Source organism: Nonomuraea sp. NPDC050451 (genome assembly GCF_044458585.1).
Genome location: NZ_JBITHZ010000005.1, coordinates 220959 through 241780, shown reverse-complemented (window position 1 = coordinate 241780; position 20822 = coordinate 220959). Strand labels below are relative to the sequence as shown.

The 20822-nt window shown below is 72.8% G+C and carries 17 protein-coding genes; 7 read left to right on the top strand and 10 right to left on the bottom strand.

The genetic code is table 11. The features are described 5' to 3' along the window. Window positions 1-189 precede the first annotated feature (189 nt). Genes ACIBI9_RS19590 through ACIBI9_RS19575 form a run of 4 tightly spaced genes read left to right on the top strand, consistent with a single transcriptional unit; the run spans window position 190 to window position 5045 of the window. Window positions 190-627 (top strand): MarR family winged helix-turn-helix transcriptional regulator, encoded by a 438-nt coding sequence (locus ACIBI9_RS19590; protein ID WP_397223551.1) that lies wholly within the window; start codon window positions 190-192, stop codon window positions 625-627. After that, the gene (locus tag ACIBI9_RS19585) at window positions 624-1448 is read left to right on the top strand and encodes an alpha/beta fold hydrolase (RefSeq protein WP_397223550.1); all 825 of its coding nucleotides are present in this window, start codon (window positions 624-626) and stop codon (window positions 1446-1448) included. The genes ACIBI9_RS19590 and ACIBI9_RS19585 overlap by 4 nt, the downstream gene beginning before the upstream one ends. A gap of 48 nt (window positions 1449-1496) precedes the next feature. Then, complete coding sequence (locus ACIBI9_RS19580) at window positions 1497-4145, top strand: ATP-binding protein (protein ID WP_397223549.1); 2649 nt, start codon at window positions 1497-1499, stop codon at window positions 4143-4145. 3 nt (window positions 4146-4148) lie between these two features. Beyond that, a complete protein-coding gene (locus tag ACIBI9_RS19575) occupies window positions 4149-5045 on the top strand; it encodes an alpha/beta fold hydrolase (RefSeq protein ID WP_397223548.1) in 897 nt (298 codons plus the stop codon). Here ACIBI9_RS19575 and ACIBI9_RS19570 read toward each other — a convergent pair. Continuing rightward, window positions 5035-6294: an aldehyde dehydrogenase family protein gene (locus ACIBI9_RS19570; RefSeq protein ID WP_397223547.1), complete on the bottom strand. Its 1260-nt coding sequence runs from the start codon at window positions 6292-6294 to the stop codon at window positions 5035-5037. The genes ACIBI9_RS19575 and ACIBI9_RS19570 overlap by 11 nt on opposite strands. 627 nt (window positions 6295-6921) lie before the next feature. Here ACIBI9_RS19570 and ACIBI9_RS19565 point away from each other — a divergent pair. After that, on the top strand, window positions 6922-7602 hold the full coding sequence (locus ACIBI9_RS19565) for a lipase family protein (RefSeq protein ID WP_397223546.1): 681 nt from the start codon (window positions 6922-6924) through the stop codon (window positions 7600-7602). A 3-nt stretch (window positions 7603-7605) separates the two neighbouring features. Here the strand turns inward: ACIBI9_RS19565 and ACIBI9_RS19560 are convergent, their stop codons facing one another. Together ACIBI9_RS19560 and ACIBI9_RS19555 are read right to left on the bottom strand one after the other, a co-directional pair. Further along, a complete protein-coding gene (locus ACIBI9_RS19560) occupies window positions 7606-8244 on the bottom strand; it encodes a response regulator (RefSeq protein ID WP_397223545.1) in 639 nt (212 codons plus the stop codon). Further along, window positions 8241-9299 carry a sensor histidine kinase gene (locus ACIBI9_RS19555; RefSeq protein WP_397223544.1) on the bottom strand — a complete coding sequence of 353 codons (1059 nt, stop codon included), beginning with the start codon at window positions 9297-9299 and terminating at the stop codon, window positions 8241-8243. Before ACIBI9_RS19555 ends, ACIBI9_RS19560 begins: the two co-directional genes overlap by 4 nt. 139 nt (window positions 9300-9438) lie before the next feature. On the opposite strand from ACIBI9_RS19555, the gene ACIBI9_RS19550 reads away from it, so the two are divergent. Further along, entirely contained in the window at window positions 9439-9678 is a 240-nt protein-coding gene (locus ACIBI9_RS19550; protein ID WP_397223543.1) for a MerR family transcriptional regulator, read from the top strand. A gap of 416 nt (window positions 9679-10094) precedes the next feature. Here the strand turns inward: ACIBI9_RS19550 and ACIBI9_RS19545 are convergent, their stop codons facing one another. The 4 genes from ACIBI9_RS19545 to ACIBI9_RS19530 form a co-directional block, all read right to left on the bottom strand. Further along, a complete protein-coding gene (locus tag ACIBI9_RS19545) occupies window positions 10095-10547 on the bottom strand; it encodes a hypothetical protein (RefSeq protein ID WP_397223542.1) in 453 nt (150 codons plus the stop codon). A 6-nt stretch (window positions 10548-10553) separates the two neighbouring features. Further along, window positions 10554-11822 (bottom strand): RNA polymerase sigma factor, encoded by a 1269-nt coding sequence (locus tag ACIBI9_RS19540; protein ID WP_397223541.1) that lies wholly within the window; start codon window positions 11820-11822, stop codon window positions 10554-10556. Then, window positions 11819-12181, bottom strand: coding sequence for a YciI family protein (locus tag ACIBI9_RS19535; RefSeq protein WP_397223540.1), 363 nt, complete (start codon window positions 12179-12181; stop codon window positions 11819-11821). Before ACIBI9_RS19535 ends, ACIBI9_RS19540 begins: the two co-directional genes overlap by 4 nt. A 96-nt stretch (window positions 12182-12277) precedes the next feature. Beyond that, window positions 12278-13138, bottom strand: coding sequence for a helix-turn-helix transcriptional regulator (locus ACIBI9_RS19530; protein WP_397223539.1), 861 nt, complete (start codon window positions 13136-13138; stop codon window positions 12278-12280). 128 nt (window positions 13139-13266) lie between these two features. On the opposite strand from ACIBI9_RS19530, the gene ACIBI9_RS19525 reads away from it, so the two are divergent. Then, a complete protein-coding gene (locus ACIBI9_RS19525) occupies window positions 13267-14262 on the top strand; it encodes an aldo/keto reductase (RefSeq protein WP_397223538.1) in 996 nt (331 codons plus the stop codon). Window positions 14263-14363: 101 nt separating this feature from the next. Here ACIBI9_RS19525 and ACIBI9_RS19520 read toward each other — a convergent pair whose 3' ends face one another. The 3 genes from ACIBI9_RS19520 to ACIBI9_RS19510 form a co-directional block, all read right to left on the bottom strand. Further along, entirely contained in the window at window positions 14364-15803 is a 1440-nt protein-coding gene (locus ACIBI9_RS19520; protein WP_397223537.1) for an AAA family ATPase, read from the bottom strand. A 64-nt stretch (window positions 15804-15867) separates the two neighbouring features. Continuing rightward, a complete protein-coding gene (locus ACIBI9_RS19515) occupies window positions 15868-16932 on the bottom strand; it encodes a hypothetical protein (RefSeq protein WP_397223536.1) in 1065 nt (354 codons plus the stop codon). Then, a complete protein-coding gene (locus ACIBI9_RS19510; RefSeq protein ID WP_397223535.1) occupies window positions 16932-20762 on the bottom strand; it encodes a hypothetical protein in 3831 nt (1276 codons plus the stop codon). Before ACIBI9_RS19510 ends, ACIBI9_RS19515 begins: the two co-directional genes overlap by 1 nt. Window positions 20763-20822 lie beyond the last annotated feature (60 nt).

Sequence of the window (20822 nt, the reverse complement as noted above, 5' to 3'; positions counted from 1 at the left end):
GCTGTGCCCGGCAGCGCCTATACGCCCGCTCGTGGGCGGCTGATCATCACCAATGGCTACTGCCGCGGACAGTGCTCCGAGGCTGAGCCTGCGCACGATGAACCTTCCGAGAGCGAGTCGACGCCCGCGCCGCGATGATCATCCGATAGGGTAACTTGCATTTCTAAGTTAGCATGTTAAGTTAGGGGTGTGGATCGGAATCTGAGCTTCGACCTGCATGTGCTCACCGCCCGCCTGGACCGGGCGGCCGACCGCATCCTGCGGGCCGAGCACCAGGTGTCCTACAGCCGTTTCCTGGCGTTGACCCTGGTGGGCAAGCTGGGAGCCTCGACGCAGCGGACGCTGGCCGACTATCTCGGCGTGACCGAGCCGTCGGTCAGCCGCATGACCGCCGTCCTGGCCGCCGAAGGGCTCCTCGACGTGCAGCCCGACCCGGACGGCGGGCGTAAGCGGCGGCTGAGCCTCACCGACAAGGGCAAGGAACTCGTGGCCTCGGTCCAGCGAGGGTTCGAAGATCGCCTGGCCGCCCTCGTGGCCCACAGTGGTGTGCCGTACCAGGAGTACGCCGAGCACACCGCGCGGCTGCTGCAGGCATTGGAGCGCTGGGAGCAGGGGAAATCCACATGACGACCGTCACCTTGGGAACCGTCGCTTCGGCCGACGGCACGCCGATCACCTACCGGACGATGGGCGCCGGACCCGGCCTCATCGTGCTGGGCGGCGCCCTGCGCAGCGGCGAGGACTACCTGCCGCTGGCCGGCGAGCTGGCCACCGCCTTCACCGTCCACCTCGTCGACCGGCGAGGACGCGGCGCCAGCGGCACCCTCGGGCCCGGCTACACCCTGGCGAAGGAAGTGGACGACCTGCTCGCCGTGCAGGCGGAGACCGGGGCGCGGCTGGCGTTCGGGCACAGCTACGGCGGGCTCGTCGTCCTGGAGACCGCGCGGGCGTACCCGGTCTTCGACCGCGTCGTGACCTATGAGCCGGGAGTGCCGTGCGCCCCCGTCCCCACCGCCTGGATGGCCCCCTACCGGGAACGGCTGGCCGCGGGGGATCCGTACGGCGCGTTCGTGCACTTCATCCGGGGATCAGGCGGCGCGCCCGCCTTCATGGCCAAGATGCCCCACTGGTATCTGCGCATGGCGCTGCGCATCGGGCTCCGCGGCGCGGCCTGGCGGCGGATGCTGCCCCTGCTGGAGGCCAATGTGATGGAGCACGAGCAGATCGCGGCGCAGCAGGGCAGGCTCGCCGGGTTCGCCGCCGTGCCCGCAGAGGTGCTGGTGCTGTGCGGCGCCCGCACCGCGCCCGCGATCAGGGACGAGTTCGCGACCCTGCGCGACACCCTGCCGCAGGCCACGCTGGAGACCTTGGACGGGCTCAACCATTTCGGCCCGGAGGGGAAGTCGGCCCCGGTCGTGGCCCGGCGGGCTCTGGCGTTCCTCCGGTGAATGCTGCCCCGCCGGGTGTGTCCGGGTTTGGGCATACAGTGGGCGCTTGTGCTGTTCGGAAGATCGGCGGAGATCGCCGCCATCGATGACCTGATCTCCCGGGCCCGCGAGGGCGCGGGAGATGCCCTCGTACTGCGCGGCGAGGCGGGGGTGGGCAAGACGGCCCTGCTCGACCTGGCGGCCTCCCGGGGCGGGTCCATGCGGGTGCTCAGGACGACCGGCGTCGAGCCCGAGTCGGACCTGGCCTTCGCCGCCCTGCACCAGTTGCTGCGGCCGGTCGCCGGGCTGCTGGACGCGCTGCCGGGGCCGCAGCGCGAGGCGGTACGCGGGGCGCTCGGGCTGGGCGGGGGAGCGTCCGGGGACCGGTTCCTGCTGTCGGCCGGGGTGCTGTCGCTGCTGGCCGAGGCCGCCGCGCCGGACGGGCTGGTCTGCGTGGTCGACGACTTCCAGTGGGTGGACCGGGCCTCGGCGGACGCGCTGCTGTTCGCCGCCAGACGGCTGGCCACGGAGCGGATCGCGATGCTGCTGGCCGTGCGCGGGGACGCTCCGGTGAAGGGGGTGCCGCCGCTGCGGCTCGGCGGCCTGCCGGAGCCGGCGGCGGCCGAGCTGCTCGACGTCGCGATGCCGCCCGCCGTCAAGCGGGAGCTCGTGGCGGCGACCGGTGGCAACCCGCTGGCCCTGCGCGAGATCGTACGGCGGTTGAGCTCCGGACAGCTCGCGGGCCGTGAGCCGCTGCCCGATCCGCTGCCCGGTGGCGCGCAGTTGTTCGGTGAGCAGGTGGCCGCGCTGCCGGAGGACGCCCGGCTGGTGGCCCTGCTCGCGGCTGTGGAAAGCGACCTCGACCTGGTGCTGCGCGCCGCCGCGCGGACGGGCGCGGGGCGGGCGGCGTTGCATGAGCTGGAGGCCGCCGGGCTGGTACGGGTCGAGGGCGCGTCCGTACGTTTCCGCCACCCCCTCATCCGCTCGGCCGTGCACGAGGCCGCGGCGCCGGCGTCCCGCCGCGCCGCGCACGAGGCGCTGGCCGGGCTGTCCGATGTGGACCGCCGCGCCTGGCACCTGGCGGCGGCCGCGCTCGGCCAGGACGAGAGCGTCGCCGCCGCGCTCACCGAGACCGCCGCCCGGGCACGCGACCGCGGCGGGTACGGCGATGCCGCCACCGCCCTGGCCAGGGCGGCCGAGCTGACCCCGGCACCGCACACCCGGGCGGCCAGGCTCAAGGACGCCGCCGTGGCCGCCTGGCTGGGCGGCCGTCCGGGGCAGGCGGAGTCTCTGCTGGCCGAGGCCCGCGACCACGCGGGCGGGGACCGCGCGCTGGAGATGGAGATCGCCCAGCTGCGGGGCAGGTTCGAGCTGAACTCCGGAAGCGCCGCCGAGGCGGTACGGATCCTGGCCACGGGCGACAACCTCGACATGCTGGCCGACGCCGCCGAGGCGGCCTCGTACGTGGGCGACACCGCCTCCATCGCCGAGATCGGGCGGCGGGCGGCGGCCTTCCCCGAGGGGTTCCTGCGCGACGTGCTGACCGGCATCGGCCTGATGCTCTCGGACGGCACCGGGCACGAACTGCTCAGGCGGGCGCTGGGCAGGACCGGCGAGCTGACGGAGGCGGCCGGGTTCCTGTGGGCGACGGCGGCGGCCAGCTACCTCGGCGAGGCCGATCTGGCGGCCGACCTGGCCGCCCGGGCGGGCCGGGTGGCCAGGGTGTCGGGGATGGTGGGGCAGCTGCCGGTGGTGCTGGAGTTCGTGGCCACCGGCGAGCGGATCGCCGGGCGGCTGGCGGAGAGCCAGGCCATCTCCGAGGAGGGGCTGGAGCTGGCCCGAGAGGCCGGCTACGCCAACACGGTGGCCGCGCACCTGGCCAACCTCGCGGTGCTGGCGGCGCTGCGGGGCGAGGAGGAGACGTGCCGCAGGCACGCCCAGGAGGCGCTGGCCATCGCGATCCCGCACCGGGTGGGCCTGCGCGCGGGCGTGGCCGCGTACGCGCTGGCCATGCTGGACCTGGGGGTGGGCCGCTTCGCCGCGGCGCACGACCGGTTCACCGCGATCGCGGCCGCGGGCCCGGGGGCCGGGCACCCGACCGTGGTGTGGCGCTCGACGCCGGATCGCATCGAGGCCGCCGTGGGCGCGGGCGACCTGGAGGCGGCGGGGACGGCGCTGGAGGCGTACGAGCGCTGGTCGGCACAGGCGGCCACTGCGGAGTCGCGCGCCCTGCTGACCCGGTGCCGCGCCCTGGTCGGCGCCGGCCCGGAAAAGGAGCTGGAGGAGGCGCTGCGGCTGCACGCGAACCCGTACGAGGCGGCCAGGACCGCCCTGCTGCTGGGCGAACGGCTGCGCCGCGCGCACCGGCCCGGCGAGGCGCGCCCGCATCTGCGGGCGGCGCTGGAGACGTTCCGGCGGGCGGGCGCGGAACCGTGGGCGCGGCGCGCGCACGGCGAGCTGCGGGCGGCGGGCGAGAGCGCCGAGCCCGCCCGCGGCCCGGCGCTGGACGCGCTGACCCCGCAGGAGCTGCGCATCGCGGGCCTGGTCGCCGACGGGCTGTCCAGCAAGGAGATCGCCGCGCAGCTGTTCCTGAGTCCGCGCACGGTCGAGTACCACCTGTACAAGATGTATCCGAAGCTGGGCATCAGCTCTCGTACGGATCTGGCGCGGCTAGTAGTTCTACAGAAGGCGCCCGTAGCCGAAGGCGACATGCTCTGAGTCATGCAAAACGTGGACATCTGGAGTGAAGAGTTCGGCGCCGGCACGGACGAGCCGATCCTGCTGATCATGGGTTCGATGTCGCAGGGGGTCCTGTGGCCGGACGAGTTCGTGGGCCGGCTGACCGCCGGAGGCCGCCGGGTGATCCGGTACGACCACCGCGACACCGGCAGGTCGGGCACCGTGGATTTCGAGAAGGAGCCGTACACCTGGAACGACATCAAGGAGGACGTGCTGCGGGTGATGGACGCGCACGGCCTGGACAGCGCGCACCTGGTCTGCCATTCGGCGGGCGGGCTGCTCGGGCAGCTGATCGCGGTGGAGCGGCCGGAGCGGGTGCGGACGCTCACCGTCATCGGCTCCTCGCCGCTCGGCGGGGGCGAGGGCATGGTGATCATGCGGGCGCTGATGGGTCAGCCCCAGCCGGAGGGCAGCCTGCCGGAGCCGGCGCCGGAGTTCGTGGCCCACTACCAGGGGCTGATGGCGGGCCCGCCGCCGGCCGACCGGCGCGAGCGGATCGAGGCGATGATCGCCGAGCAGCGGGTGCTGCACGGCACCGGGCTGCCGTTCGACGAGGACGACGCCCGCCGGCTGCAGGAGCGCATCTACGACCGGGCCCGCGACCTGGACGCCGTGGTGAACCACCGGCTGGCCGCGATGGCTCAGCCGGACTTCGAGCCGGTGGGCGTGCTGGACCAGGTGAAGGCGCCCACCCTGGTGATCGAAGGCACTCACGAGCCGGCCAAGCCGGGTCACGGCGCCATCATCGCCGAGCGGATCCCAAGAGCGCGGCTGATGATGGTCGAGGGCATGGGGCACACGCTGCCGCCGGAGGTGCACGAGGAACTGGCGCGGGCGATCCTCGCGCACACCTCCGGAGCGAGCCCGGTCAGGACGTGAGCCGCCCGCTCGGCACGACCAGGTACTGCCGCAGGTACAGGTCCCGGAAGCTCACCGGGCCGCGCGGGCCGGGCACCCGGTCGATGTTGATGCCGGTCTCCGGCAGCCGCAGCAGCTTGAAGCCGTCGAGGAGCCGGGTGGTGGAGTTCCAGAACACCCCGGAGCCGGCGTAGGCGTCGATGAACTGCGCGGCGGCGGCCGGATCCTCGGTCGCGACGGCGGCCGCCAGCCCGGAGGTCTCCTCGTTGGCGATCCGGGCCGCGTGCAGCGGGCCGTCGACGGCGTCGACGGTCACGGTGGCCGCGCGCTCCGAGTCCAGCGACCACTCGTACCCGCGCGGGTGGGCGTGCGGGGGAAGGGACGCGCCGACGCCCAGGCGGTCAAGGACCTCGAGGACGTCCGGCAGCCGCTCGTCGTAGCAGGACCGGTCGACGAGCAGCAGGTTGAGCCGGTTGCACACGCCCAGCCGGTCGAGGCTGTCGGTGATGAGCCGGCGGACGGTGTCGTCGTCGGCGGCCGAGTGGATGTACAGGACGCCGCCGCCGTCGGCGTGCGCGAGGGTGCGCACGCCGTGCCGGGCGGCCTCGCGGCCGAGGTCGCGGGTGCTGTCGCCGCTGCCGCGCAGGATGACCAGCGGGATGAGCTCGGGCAGGGACACCAGCGCGTACGCCGCCGAGCGGTCTTCGCTGGGCACCAGCTGGACGGCGTCCGGGTCGAGGCCGGCGTCGGCGAGGGCCGGTGCGATCACGTGCTCCACGATGGCCCGCGACGAGCGGAGCGCGGCCGAGCCGGTGCGCAGGACGCCCGCGTTGCGTGATTTGAGGAACTGGGAGGCGATGTCGAGGGTGACGTTGGGGCGTGCCTCGAAGTTCGCGCCGATGACGCCGACGGGCCGCCGGCGTTCCAGCAGGGTGAGGTGGTCGGGGCGTTCTTCGAGGACCTTGTCGCGCGGCTCGTGCGGCACGTCCGCCAGGGTGCGGAGCTCCGCGGCCATGCTGTCCAGCCGCGCGCCGGTGAGGCGCAGGCGGTCCTGGAGGGCGGGTGACATCCCGGCGGAGACGGCTGCGGCGAGATCCTCCTCGTTGGCGGAGACGAGGGTGTCCCGTGTGGTGCGCAGCCGCTCGGCCATGCCGCGTAGCGCGGCGTCGATGCTCGCGTCCGTCGCGCGTTCGAGGGCCGGGCAGCTCTGCTTGGCCCGGATCGCGCAGGCGCGCACCGTGTCCTCGGTGGAGGAGGTCTGGCTGGTCAAGGGCGTCCTTTCGCGGTGGGGCGCGGGGTCGAGGTGAGGACGATCGTAGCATTGTTCAACAATCCCCTGATTGAACGCCGGGTCGCGGCGGTGGGCATGGCGATCGCCCACCGTCACGGAGCGGTCGACCCGTAACGACGCCCCTTTCGTTGAACGCGGTCTGCACGCGCGGGTCGTTGCGCCAGAAGCGGGGACTTGCCGCGCTGGCTGAGCGCCCACGTGACCGGGTCGAGGCTCTGCGCGATTCCCCCGGACAGTTTCCTGGTGGTGAAGGCGTTGAAGCCGGCCGCCAGGCGGGGGGTTGCGGAAGGTCTTGAAGTTGCCGGTCAGGAGCCGTTCCACGATGCGCCGGTCCAGCTCTCGCAGGTGGGCCGCGGCCGGCCGGGGACAGGACGTGCGCGTCGGATGGGGCGTGGCACCGCAAGCCCGTCGGATGCCGCGTGATAGATGTGAGCTGACATCTCTCCCCTACCAGCGGCGAGGGGGACACATGACCACGATCAGCTCGATCACGCGACGAGCGGTTACAGCCTGGCGCACGCGCGCTGCCTGGCCTACGCCGCCGAGCTGGCCTACAAGGACGAGGCGCGGGTCAGGGCCACGGCGAACGACTGGGGCTTCGACCGCGTGACCTCTTTCCGCGTGCCGCACACCCCGCCGTTCCCGCTGGTGGACACGCAGGCCTACATCGTGGCCAACGACCGCATGATGATCGTGGCGTTCCGCGGCACCCAGCCCGAGGAACTGCGTGACTGGCTGTCGGACGCCAACACGCTGCTGGCGCCGTACGCCGCGGGGACCGGCATGATCCACTCCGGCTTCTACCGCGCCGTGGACGTGGTCCATCCGGCGATGCTGGTCACGCTGGAGAACTGGCGGGCCGACGGGCAGTCGCTCTGGTTCACCGGGCACAGCCTGGGCGGCGCTCTGGCGATGCTGGCGGCGGCGCGTACCTACTTCGAGGACCCGAGCCTGCTCGCCGACGGGGTCTACACCTTCGGCCAGCCCCGCACCTGCTGCCCGCTGCTGGCCGCCGCCTACGACAAGGCGTTCCGGGGCCGGATGTTCCGCTTCGTCAACAACAACGACGTCGTCGCCCAGCTCCCGCCCCCGCCGCTGTTCCAGCACGTGGCCGAGGAGCGTTACTTCGACGCCAAGGGCAAGCTGCGGGAGAAGATGCCGGTGGCGGCGGGGCTGGCCGACCGGCTGAAGGGCCGCGCCACCGACCTGCCGGCGCCCGGCGGCGACGGGGTCCGCGACCACTTCATCAACGCCTACCTGGCGAACTTCGACGCCAACCTCCGCTGAGCCTCAGCCGGGGGATCGCGCATCGCGCAGCAGCAGGGCCGCCTGCACCCGGTTGGCGCAGTTCAGCTTGGCGAGGATGCGGCTGACGTAGGTCTTGACGCTGGCCTCGGTCATGTGGGCGTGCCGGGCGACCTCGGCGTTGGACAGGCCCTGCGCCACCAGCGCGAGAATGTCGGCCTCGCGTGCCGTGAGCGTGGCCAGCCGGTCGGCGGCGTCGCGTTCGCGCTCGCCGGCGACCGGTGCCGCCAGGTCGAGCACCTGGCGCGCCACGGCCGGCGACAGGTACGCATGCCCGGCATGAGCGGCACGGACCGCCCCGATCAGCTCGTCGGGGGTGCACGTTTTCAGGACGAAGCCGGACACGCCCTGCCGTACCGCTCGCCGTACGTTGTCCTCGTCGCCGAAGGCGGTGAGGAACACCACGCGCGGCCCCTTCAGCTCGGCCGCCGCGGCCAGGCCGTTCATCACCGGCATCGCGATGTCCAGGAGCGCGACGTCGATGCGGTGCCGTTGGGCGGCCCGCACCGCCTCGCGCCCGTCTCCTGCGACGGCCACGACCTCGATGTCCCCGGCCGACTCCAGGACGGTACGGATGCCGGCGGTGATGAGGGGCTCATCGTCGGCGATCAACGTCCTGATCACGCGGCGGCCCCCGCGAGAGCCGTCACCAGCGGGAGCATCGCGACGATCCGGAACTCGCGCGCCTCCGCGTGGACGCGCAGCAGGCCCCCGGCCGCGGCGACGCGTTCGGTCAGCCCGCGCAGGCCGCTCCCGCCGCCGCCGGCGGAGGGCCGGCGGTGGGACACCGGGTTCGCCACCGAGATCAGGAGGGCGTCGGGCTGCCAGTCGAGCGACACGGTGATCGGCGTGCCGGACGCGTGCTTGACCGCGTTGGTCAGCCCTTCCTGGACGACCCGGTACGCGGCCTGGGCGGCCCTCGGGTCGGCGAGCGGGACGGCCTCGCCGGAGGTCTCGAACGCCACCGAGGCGCCCGCCGCCCGGGACCGCGCGACGAGGTCCTCGATCTCCTCCAGGCCGAGGACGTCATGGCCGCGCAGCGCGTTGACCACCTCGTGCAGCTCGGCCGCGGCGGCGCGTGCGGTGTCGGCCAGGCCGCGCATCGCCCGCCGCTGCTCCGTGGGCAACTGGCCCACCTCCAGCGCGGCGGCCTGCACGGACACCAGGCTGAGCAGGTGACCGAGCGAGTCGTGCATGTCATGGGCGATGCGCAGCCGTTCGCGGAGCCGTTCCTGCTCGGCGACGAGGGCCTTCTCCCGGCGCAGGTGCTCGCGCTCTTGGGCCACGTACCGGCCGGCCAGCAGCGGCAGCGCGGTCAGCAGGGCGACGCGGGCAAGGGTGATCCACGGATCCTGGTCGCCGGGGGAACGCTCCTCGGCCAACAGGAGAACGCACACGTACGCGGTGAAGGCGCCTGCCGTCACGACGACATCCCGGCGGGTGGAGATGCGCTGCCCGGCCTGGAAACCGGTGCAGGCGAGCAGGGCCAGCGACGCGCCGGTGAGCACCGCCAGCGCCAGCGCCGCGAGGAAGGACGCGAACGGCAGGCGGTCGGCCGCCGCCATGGTGAGCGCGTACGCCGCGGCGTAGGCGGCCAGCGCCAACCCCTGCGTCCCCTCCATCCACAACAACGCCGTGTCCGCGGCCACGACCGCGGCGACAAGCGCATACCTCGACATGAGTCCTCACCTTACTCACTGTCCACATCGTCAACTCTGGTCGACGACGCGCCCTTTGGCCTTCCGCGCGTGTAACCGGGACAGTCACGGCGCCGCCGACACTTGAGGTTCCAGTGGATGGAAGGTGCAGAGTCGAGTCATGAGCAACGCAACGGATCTCTACACGATCGGTCAGCTGGCCCAGCGCACCGGGCTGCACCCGCGTACGATCCGCTTCTGGTCCGACAGCGGTATCGTCCCCCCGGCCCGGAGGTCGGACGGGGGATACCGGCTCTATGACGCCGAGGCGGTCGCACGGCTGGACCTCGTCCGGACGCTTCGCGAGCTCGGGCTCGGTCTTGACGCCGTCCAGCAGATCCTGGAGAAGCGGCCACGCTGAGAGACCTGGCGGAGACACACGTCAAAGCGCTCGACGAATTCGTCGCCGGGGCCTTCGCCGACGTCGTCGGCGAGGACGCCGCCCTCGTCGCGGGATGGATGAGCGACATCCCGTCCGAGCTCCCAGAAGACCCGACGTCTGAGCAGGTGGACGCCTGGGGGGAACTGGCCGGACTGGTCACCGACGAGAACTTCCGGCGAACGGTCCGGGAGATGGTCGCGAGCGGCAAGGAGGACAACCGGCTCGAGTACGGCCTCGACCTCCGGCCCCTGGTGCTGGAGCACGCGGCCGGTGCCCTCGAAAGAGGCATCGCGCCGGAGTCAACGCTGGCCAGGGCGACTCTGGACCGGATCATTCCCGCCGACCTTCGCTGCGCTGCGCGCCCACCGCCAGTGATCTTTCCAGCGTTACGGCGGTCAGAGGTTCGGTCTCGTGCGCGCCGCGTCATCGCTCAGTGCGCTGAAGACCGTCAGGAGGGAAGCGACGATCTCGATCTCCATCGGGCCGATCAGGCGGATCCAGGCAAGTTCGGGCAGCCCGGGATGGCGGCGGACGCCGTCGAACCCGTCAGGCCAAGGGGCCGGCGAAGCCGGGAGGTGAACGACCGAGGCCTCGTCGAGGAAACAGCCCGACGACTCTGGCGGCTTGTCGATCGACAGGTGATGGAGTCCGGCAAGCGAGATCGTGATGTCGGGCTGGTGAGGGCCATGTCTGAGCATGATCTCGCCCCTCCCGCTGTCGTCACCCCGCTCACGAACCTGCTCGCCGCCCATAAGACAGTTTGCCCGAAGACCAGCGTGGATCGACGTTTCCCGGTCGAACGCGGTGGTCCTGCCGGCCAGGGTGGGCAGCAGGGTCGGGCGGAGCAACGGTGCCTATGCCCGATGCGGACCGGCGAGGCGTTCGGCCAGGAACTCGCGCTCGGCGTCGTTCCCGGTCAGCTCCAGCGCCCGGCGGTAGGCGATCGCGGCCTCCTCCCAGCGGCCCAGCCGATGCAGCAGGTCCGCCTTGATCGCCGGTAGGTACTGGTAACGCGCGAGCCAGCCGTCCTTCTCCAACTCCGTGACCTCTTCCAGCGCCCGCGCCGGCCCGGAGACCATCGACACCGCCACCGTGCGGTTCAACGCCACCACCGGGGACGGCCACACCGACAGCAGCTCGTCGTACAGGGTCACGATCTGCGGCCAGTCCGTCTGGTCGTAGGACGGCGCCTCGGCGTAGAGCGAGGCGATCGCGGCCTGCAGGACATAGCGGCCCGGTCGCCCGCCGCGCAACCCGTCCACGATCAGGTCGTGCGCCTCGGACATCGCCGAACGGTCCCAGAGCGATCGATCCTGCTCCTCCAGACGCAGCAATCGCCCGTCGGCATCGACCCGGGTGGCGCGCCGGGCATCGGTGACCAGCAGCAGAGCGAGCAGCCCCCGCACCTCCCGCTCGTCGGGCATCAGCTCCCGCAGCGTCCGGGTCAGCCGCAACGACTGGTCCACCAGGTCCGTACGCACCAGCGATGCGCCGGACGGCGCGGTGTGCCCGGCGGTGAACAGCAGATGGATCACGCCGAGCACCGCGCGCAACCGATCCGGCAGCTCAGCCTGTTCCGGCAGGCGGAAGGGGATCCGCGCGACCGAGATCTTCTTCTTCGCCCGGGTCATCCGGGCGGCCATCGTCGGCTCCGACACCAGAAGCGCCCGGGCGACATCGGCGGTCGTCACCCCGCACACCAGCCGCAGCGTGAGCGCCAGCTGCGCCTCCTGCGCCAACGCCGGGTGGCAGCACATGAAGATCAGTCGCAACCGCTCGTCCGGCACCACGTCCTCCGGCTCGACGGCGGCCGGTTCGTCGATGGCCACCTCGTCCTCCGTCTCCCCGGGCTCCACCAGCAGCGGGAGTTTCGAGCGGAACGTCTGCTCGCGCCGCACCGCGTCCATCGCGCGGCGCCTGGCCGCGGTGATGAGCCACGCCTCCGGGCTGTCCGGGATCCCGTCGCGGACCCAGCTCGTCAGGGCCCCGGCATACGCCTCCTGAACGCACTCCTCGGCCAGGTCCAGGTCGCGCGCGACGCGCGCCGTCGCGGCGAGCACCAGGGCCCACCCGCGACGGTGCGCGTCCGCGACCGCCGATTCGACGTCTGCCGGAGGCGTCATGCCGTGGCGGGCCGATCCGCGATGAAGGCGCCTTCGACGGGCCGCACCTCGACACCGCCGCCCTGCTGGGTGGCGGGATTGGCACGAGCGATCTTCAGAGCGGCGTCCAGGTCGGGCGCCTCGATGATGGCGAACCCGGCGATGACCTCCTTGGCGTCGACGAACGGGCCGTCCGTCACCACGTCGCCGCGGATCGAGGTCGCCGTGTCGGCGGCGGGCTGCAGCGCGAATGCCGCGACCAGCGCGCCGGACCTCACCGTCTCCTCGAAGTGGCGATCATGGGCCTCCCGCGCTCCGGGAACGACCTCGGCCTCGTCGACGTGGGCCTTCGTATAGATGAGGATCGCGTACTGAGCCATGGTGACTGTCCTTCCAGGTGCTTGTTCTGGCTTACACCCTTATGTCGAACGGTCGGCCCGGATTCGACAGCCCTCCTCGAAATCTCGCCGGCCGCTTCACCGTACGGGCGTGTCCGTTGCCATCGAGGGGAACTCTTCGATGCCGAGCACCCGCAGCAGCTCCAGCCGCTCGCGGGTCTCGGCGTCCGCCGGGGTGAGCACCAGCAGCTGCTGACCCTGGTCGGGAGTGACCAGGGTCTCGCAGTCCATCGTCAGCCTGCCCACCCTCGGGTGCAGCATGGTCTTGCGGTCGGCGCGCCGGACCGCCACCTCGTGCTCGGCCCAGAACCGCCGGAAGTCGGCGCTCGCGGCCCGCAGCCGGTCGATGAGCCCGGCGACCGTGGGGTCGCCGGACCGGCGGCCGGCGACCGCGCGCAGGTCGGCCACGTGCTGACGGGCCCGATGCTCCTGCTCCTCGGGCGGGCAGACGGCGCGGGCAGCGGGGTCGGTGAACCAGCGGTACACGATGTAGCGCCGGTCGCCGGAGAAGCCGGTGAGGTCGCCCGTCAGCAGGACGGACGCCCGGTTCTGGGCGAGGACCTCGCCCAGGTCGGACAGCACCAGTGCCGGGGTGTCGCCGAGCAGGTCGAGCATGCGCATCAGGCCGGCGCGGGCCAGGCGGGCCACCCCCTCGGCGGGCGGGGGGCGGTGGCCGGCCAGGTGGAACAGGTGGTCGCGCTCGTCGTCGGAGAAGCGCAACGCCCGGGCCAGCGCGCCGAGCAGTTGGGTCGAGGGCTGACTGCTGCGGCCCTGCTCCAGGCGTACGACATAGTCCACCGACATGCCGGCGAGCATCGCCACCTCTTCCCGGCGCAGGCCGGCGGTGCGGCGGCGAGGGCCGTCGGCGAGACCCACCTCGGCCGGACGGATCGCCTCGCGGCGGCGGCGCAGGAAGTCGGCGAGCTGGTCACGTTGCATGGCTTCATCCTGCCTCGCGGCCGGCGAGCCGAGCCAGGGAGCGGCTCTCCCATGATGAACGCTCCGCTTCCGCCCGTCCCGGCCCGGGCGCAGGGTTGGGGACGACATCGAGTACGAGGGAGAACGTGATGCAGAGACGAACCCTGGGCCGCACCGGACCGGCCGTTTCCGCGCTGGGCCTGGGCGCGATGGGCATGTCGGGCGCTTACGGCGCGGCCGACCGCGCGGAGAGCATCGCCACCGTGCACGCCGCGCTGGAGGCCGGCGTCACAATGATCGACACCGGCGACTTCTACGCCATGGGCCACAACGAGTTGCTGCTCGCCGAGGCGCTGCGCGACAGGGATCGCGACAGCTACAGGCTGAGCGTCAAGTTCGGCATGCTGCGGGGGCCTGGCCACGAGTTCGGCGGGCATGACAGCCGTCCCGAGGCGGTGAAGAACTTCCTGGCCTACTCGCTGACCCGGCTGGGCACCGACCACATCGACATCTACCGCCCCGCCCGGCTGGACCCGGCGGTGCCGATCGAGGAGACGGTGGGCGCGATCAAGGAGATGATCGACGCGGGATACGTGCGGCACCTCGGCCTCTCGGAGGTCGACGCGGCGACGATCCGCCGGGCGCACGCCGTGCACCCGATCGCCGACCTGCAGATCGAGTACTCGCTGATCTCCCGCGCGGTGGAGGCGGACGTTCTGCCCACGCTGCGGGAGCTCGGCATCGGCCTGACCGCGTACGGTGTCCTCGGCCGCGGCCTCATCTCCGGGCACTGGACCGCCGGCCACACCGCCGCCCCCGGCGACAGCCGCGGCTTCAGCCCGCGCTTCTCCAGCGGGAACGTGGAACACAACCTCGCCCTGGTGGACGCTCTTCGCCGGGTCGCCGAGGCGAAGGGCTGCACCGTCGCCCAGCTGGCCATCGCCTGGGTGGCCGCACAGGGCGAGGACGTCGTGCCGCTGGTCGGCGCTCGCACCCGCGAGCGGCTGGCCGAGGCGCTGCCCGCGATGGACCTGGACCTCACCCCGGACGACCTCGCCGAAATCGAGAAGGCGGTGCCGCCGGGCGCGGCCCGCGGCGACCGGTACCCGTCCGCGTTCATGTCCGACCTCGGCGTGGGCAACTGAGCCCGGCTCTCCCCGGCATCCTGGGGCGAGCGTGAGCGCCTGGCCGCCGCGCTGGAGGCGGTCGAGCCGGGGCGGCCGCCGTCAGCGGGTGGGCTTCGGGGTCACGAGCAGCTGGGCGGCTCCAACCGGACGGCCGTTCGCTCAACCTTCGGCTGCGCCGCCGTCTCCTGGGAGCCGAGGAGCGCGCGGGTGAGTGCCTGGCCGTCGCCCGCCATCGCCTGCAGCGCCGTGTCGAAATGATCGTCGGTGAGCATCCGCTCCTCGGAGCGCAATGCGACCAGGATGACCCGGCGCAGCAGCTCTTTGATGAACGACGCCGTGACCCCCTCGGTGGCGGCGACCACCTTGGCGGTGTCGGCCACGATGGGCCGGTTGCGGGCGTACAGGCGGACGAGGCGCTCGCGCGCCGCCGCGTCGGGCGGCGGCACCTCCACCGCGAGGTCCACCCGGCCGGGCCTCTGCACCAGGGCCTTCTCCAGGGACTCCACCCGGTTGGTGGTCAGGACGAACGTCACGTCCACGTCGCCGCTGATCCCGTCCATGGCGTCCAGCAGGGAGAACAGCAGCGGGCTGGTCTCGTGGTGGCTGCGGTCCTCGGCGATCAGGTCGACGTCCTCGACGACCACGATGGACGGTTGCAGCTTGCGCGCCATCGCCACCGCGTAGTCGATCTTGCGCATGGCGGGCCCGGTCATCAGCACCGCCGTGTGCTCGCGCAGCCGCCCGATGAGGTAGCGCGTGGTGTGGGTCTTGCCGGTGCCCGGCGGGCCGTACAGCAGCAGGCCCCGGCGCAGGTGCTGGCCGGCCTCGGTGAGGCGGCCGGCGTGCTCGGCGATGCCCACGACGTGCTCCTCGATGGCCTCCAGCCGTCCTTCCGGCAGGACCACCTCCTCGGGGTCCAGCTGGGGGCGGGGCAGGAAGGTCAGCAGCTCGTTCTCCCTGTGCTCGCTGAACCCGAAGCTGAGCACCTGGCCGCGGAACGGGTCGTTGTCCTGCTTGAGCCGGTTGACCTCGTCGCGTACGGCGGTCGCCGCGTCCCGCCGGGCCGCCAGCACGGTGAGCAGGCTGTGCGCGTCGTAGTCGTCCTTGTTGCTCAGCCCGATGAGCACCGGGGTGCCGTCGGGCGCGGCCGTGGCGACCAGGCCGAGCTGCACGACCTCGATCGTGGTGTCGGGGCCGATCGGGGCCGTGCCGTAGTCGGGACGGCCGAGCATGCGGCTGCCCTCACGCATCGCCGCGAGCAGCATGTTGATGATGCTCTCCCAGCGCCGCTCGCCGCCCACGATGCCGAACCACTGCGCGCCGTGGGAGTGCGCGTCCAGGTAGAGGTCGGCGGCGGTCTGCAGCGCGGCGTGCTCGTAGAGCCGGTACTTCTCCTCCACGACGACCACGTCACTGAGGGGGCAGCCGAGGTGCTCGGTCACCTTGGCGACCAGCGGAGAGGTGGCGTTGGCCTCGCCGATCCGCTCGGCTACCACGGTGTAGACCTGCCGCAGGCTCTCGGCGAGCGCTCGCGCGTCGGTGAGTTCGATGTCGGTCACACCACCCATCATCGCGACCCGGGCGCACGAATGCGCCCGATTAAATGTCCAGGACCTCATGCCGCTACTTCACCCCTGGGCCGGACCTGAAGAAGGACGTCAGATCCTTGGCGACGGTGAGATGGCCATGGAGGTTCGGGTCGAGCAGGCGCATGAGGACGGCGGCGGCCCACAGGATGGCGCCGGCCAGGGCGGTGTCACGGCCGGGGCCCGTGAGTGCGTAGCCCAGGCGGTCGGCGAGGGCGGGAAAGGTGCCGTGGTTCGGCAGGGCCACCCAGATCTGGTATTCACCCACCGCGGCGGCGGCCTCTTCCAGCCTGGCGCGGACCGTCGCGCGGGCGGCCGCGTTGACCGGCGGGAAGGTGTGGATCAGCCCCCGGGCGAGCACCCGTTCGACCTCGCTGAGGTCCCGCACGATCTGCTCGCTGTCGATGTGCCGGGCGGGCCGGTGGATCGACTCGATCGACCTGGCCAGCAGGGCCAGGAGGATGGTCACGGGGACGGCTCGCCGTACCTGAGCTCTCAGCAGGAGGGTGACCGCGACGAACAGGACCGCGGCGGCGGTGAGCAGCAGAAAGAAGCTCCCCGCCGACTGCATGAGCACGATCAGGAGGGATTTCAGGCTGAAGCCGCCGAACAGCGGGGTGACCTGGTCGCGCCGGCGGACCCCGGCCGCGACGGCCGCGACCGCGGTCGCCATCGCGAGGACCAGTACCGCGAGATCCGCCCACGGCAGGCGCGCCACCGAGAAGGCCAGGATCAGCACTACCACGGCGATCAGCGTCGATACCGCCAGCGCCGCGGCGAGCAGGAGCGCCATCTCGACGGGCCCGCGCGCGGCGTGTCCCCAGAACGCCCACACCAGGAACACCGTCCAGGCGGCCCCGAGCACGGCGAAGCCCACCAGGACCCACACGCGCTGCATCCGCTCGTAGCGCAGTCGGGCGGCGGCGCCCTCCACGCTGACCCGCCGGAACCGGGTCCGCAGCCTGGGAAGATCCGGATCGTCGTGGGCGAGGTGTGCCCGGAGTGCCGGCCAGCCGGAGTCGAGCAGGCGGGCATCGCTCAGGACACGGGCGGCGGATGGCCAGAAAGGTGCGGAGGTGGCCTTGGGCGGTGCGTCGTCCATCAGCAGACCTTCAGGTAGCTCTGTCCCTCGGGCAGGTGTCTCCGCCATTCGTCGGCCGTCAGCGAGCGGCCCGCGGCGGCGCAAACCGCCCTGAACGGGTCGGACGGCGGGGTCACGTCCCACAGCCGGATCCTGCCGTCGCTGTCGCCGGTGGCCAGCTTGGTGCCGTCGGGACTGAAGATCACCGCTCTGACGGCCACGGGATGCCAGAGGGGCGGCCCGATCTGGAGCTGGGTGGCCACGTCCCAGAGCCGGACCGTGCCGTCCTCGCCCGAGGTGGCGAGGGTCTTGCCGTCGGGGCTGAAGGCCACGCCGTCGAGATAGGGGTGTTCGTGGCCGAGCATGGTCCGGCCGACCTGGCGCCGGGCGGCGACGTCCCACAGCCGTGCCGTCCGGTCGTCGGCGACCGTGGCGATGATGGCGCCGTCCGGGTGGAACGCCACAGCCTTCACCCAGTTGGCGTGCCCGCTGATGGGCGGCCCGATCTGCCGGCTCGTGGCGGCCTCCCACAGCCGGATCGTGTTGTCGAGCGCGGTGGTGGCGAGCATCTTGCCGTCGGGGCTGAACGCGACCGCCTTGAGCCAGGTCCGGTGACCCGCGAACGGCTTGCCGACCTCGTGCCGGGTCGCCACGTCCCACAGGTGGGCCTGGTTGTCGAAGCCCGCGGTGGCCAGTCGGTGCCCGTCCGGGCTGAAGGAGAGGGCGGCGATGACCGGCCCGTCCGCGGCCAAGGGCGTGCCGACCTGTTCACGCGTGGCCAGCTTCCACAGCCTGGCCTCGCCGCGGCCGTTGCCGGGCGCGAAACCGCCCTCCGCCCTCTGGCGCTCGCCCGCGCCCACGGCCAGGAGCCCGCCGTCCGGGCTGATGTCCACGCTGAGGGCCTCCCACGGCAGCCGGTACGGCGGGCCGATCGGCAACTGCTCGGCCACGTCCCACAACCCGACCCTGCGGTCGGCCCCCGCGCTGGCCAGCGTCGCGCTGTCCGGCGTGAACGCGAGGTCGTTGACCTCCGCCTCGTGGTCGCCGAACGCCGTGCCGAGCTGCCGCCGCGCGGACACGTCCCAGACCCGCACGGTCTGGTCGGCGTCGGCGGTGGCCAGGCTGCGCCCGTCGGGGCTGAAGGCGACGCCGAAGATCTTGTCGGTGTGGCCGGTGAGCGGCTGGCGGACCGCCTGGCCCGTTCGCACGTCCCACAGGCGGGCCTTGCGGTCAGCGCTGCCGGTCACCAGGAGCTCGCCGCCGGGGCTGAAGGCCACCGCCCTGACGTCATCGTCGTGCCCGCGCAGCTCGGCGATCCTGCGGCGGGTGCCGGCGTTCCACAGGCGGGCGGTGCCGTCGGAGTGGGCGGTGGCCAGCAGCCTGCCGTCCGGGCTGAAGGACACGGCGCTGACCCACTCCTTGGCGGGGATGCGCAGGTGGGCGACGGCGTGGCGGGTGGTCATGTCGAACAGGTGCGTGCCGTCGGAGGCCGCCGCCGCCAGGAGTTTTCCGTCCGGGCTGAAGGCGACGCCGTAGAATTCCTGGCCCGCGCGGGTGAGCGCGGCGAGCTGCCGGTGGTCGGAGACGCTCCAGAGTCGGACCGTTCCATCGGTGGCCGCCGTGGCCAGCGTCGCACCGTCGGGGCTCAGGGCGACCGACTGGATCTGGGCCGGGCGGAGGTCGATCGGCCGGCCGATCGGCGTGCGAGCCGCGACGTCCCACAGCCGAGCGGTGCCGTCCAGGCTTCCGGTCGCCAGGGTCCCGCCGTCGCGGCTGAAGACGACCGAGGTGACGTGCGCCGTGTGGCCGATCAGGGAGGCGCCGAGCTGTTCGTAGCCGCTGGTGCTCCACAGCCGCACGGTGGTGTCGCCGCCCGCCGTGGCCAGGATCCGGCCGTTCGGGGCGTAGGCGGCGGCGTACACCCAGTAGGTGTGTCCCACCAGGACGTGCCGAGCCGGATTGGCGAGGGTGTCGAGCATCGCCTGCCGGGCCTCCTCGGTCGGGGCGATCCGCCAGGCCGTCACGGCCAGCCGCAGCGCGGTGGCGGGGTCGATCTCGACGGAGTTCCTGCTCTGCGCCGAGATCTGCCTCGACAGGGCGACGGCCGCCTGCGCCCTGGCGTCGCCGAAGAGGAGGACGGCCGAGATCGCGGCGATCAGCGAGATCACCAGCGAGACGGCCAGGACGGCCGTCGTGGTGCGGCGGCGCCTGGTGCGCTGGGCCGCGGCCCGGCGGCCGGCGGCGAGGAACTCGGCCGCGACGCCGTCGACGCCCCGCAGGGCGACGGCGTTGCTGAGGCGGGTGCCCGAGTAGAGATAGGCGGGATTGCGGCCGTTGCGTTCCCAGTCGAAGGCGTCGGCCGCGAGTTGCTGCCGGGTCAGCAGGTCCGCGCGGTCCTCCTCCAGCCAGAGGCGCAGCCGGGGCCAGCCGCGGATGAGGGCCTCGTGGGTGATCTGCACGCTGCGGTCATCGACGGTCAGCAGCCTGGCCCGTACGAGGTGGTCGAGCACCCGCTGGGTGGGCTCGCCGTCCGCCCCGGCGGGAACCACGTCGGCCAGGAGCAGCCGCCGCGCGGTGTCGGGCGCGTCCGTGCCCAGCTGGACCAGGCGCGTCAGCAGCCGGCGCGCGGCCCGCCTGCCGCCCAGGCCGAGCCCGTCGACCGCGGCGTCGGCGGTCTGCGCCAGCGACCGGGTGATGCCGCCGGTGGCTCGGTAACCGGCGAACGTGAGCGTGGTGTCCTGGCGGTGGTTCCACGTCTGGAGCAGGGCGTGCGACAGCAGCGGCAGCACGCCGACCGCGTCGGCGTGGTCACGGTCGCTGCGCAGGTCCTCCAGCAGCAGGTCGGCCAGGCCGTCCTCCAGCGTGAGCCCGGCCACCTGGGCGGGTCCCTCGATGACCTCCAGCAGGCTGCCGTGGTCCATCGGGACCACGACCACCGGGTGTTCGAGCGCGGGCACCAGCTCTGGGCAGGCCGCGCATTGGCCGAAGAAGTCGGCCCGCACGCCCAGGATCACCGCCTGCGCGCCGCCGTCACCGGCCAGCGCAGCCAGCGTGGCGAGGTAGTCGCGCCGCTGCTCGTCCGAGGCGCCGAAGACCTCCTCGAACTGGTCCACGATGACGACTTCGCCCTTCCACCGGCGGCGGGCCCGCTCGGCGAGCGGTTCGGCGTCAGCCGTACCGAGCAGGTGGCGCAGCGACACGATGGGCTCGTCGCCCGGTTCGAGGAGCACGGTGCCCCGGCTCCCTGCGCGGGCGAGCGCCGGGACCAGACCGGCCCGCAGCAGCGACGACTTGCCCGCGCCCGACGCGCCGGTGACCACGAGCAGGCCGCCGTCCCCCGCCCGGTCCATCAGGGTCTCGACCAGGTCGTCGCGGCCGAAGAAGAAGCGCGCGTCGGCCGAGCCGTACGACTCCAGCCCCCGGTACGGCGGAGCGTCCTCAGCCCCGGGCGCCGGCACCGGGATCGGGACCAGGACCGGCACCGCGACCGGCGGCGTGCCAGCGGGTCTCGGCCACGAACGGGGGACCTCCGTCTCGTCGCGCAGCGCGCGGTACTCCTCGTCCCAGGCGCGCCGGTCCCCGAGGCCGGCGGGCAGCGCGCGGCCGGACTGGGCCGCCACCCGCAGGCAGGTGTCGACGAACACCTCGAAGTTGTGCCGCTCCGGCCGGACGGGACGGCTGCGGCTCGTCATCCCGTCGATGGTGCTGCGTTTGAGCCGGATCGGCTCCTGGTCCGGCTGCCGCCGCGGCGTCCTCGCGCTGGCCACCATCAGCCCGCGCACCGAGAGCCCGGCGGCGTCCTTCAGCTCGCGCAGTCGGGCGGCGAAACGCGCCCTGGCGTCCTCCGTCAACGAGACTCCATTCGGCTCGCCGGAGGTGTCCGGAGGCACCGGACACTGAACCCCGCGCAA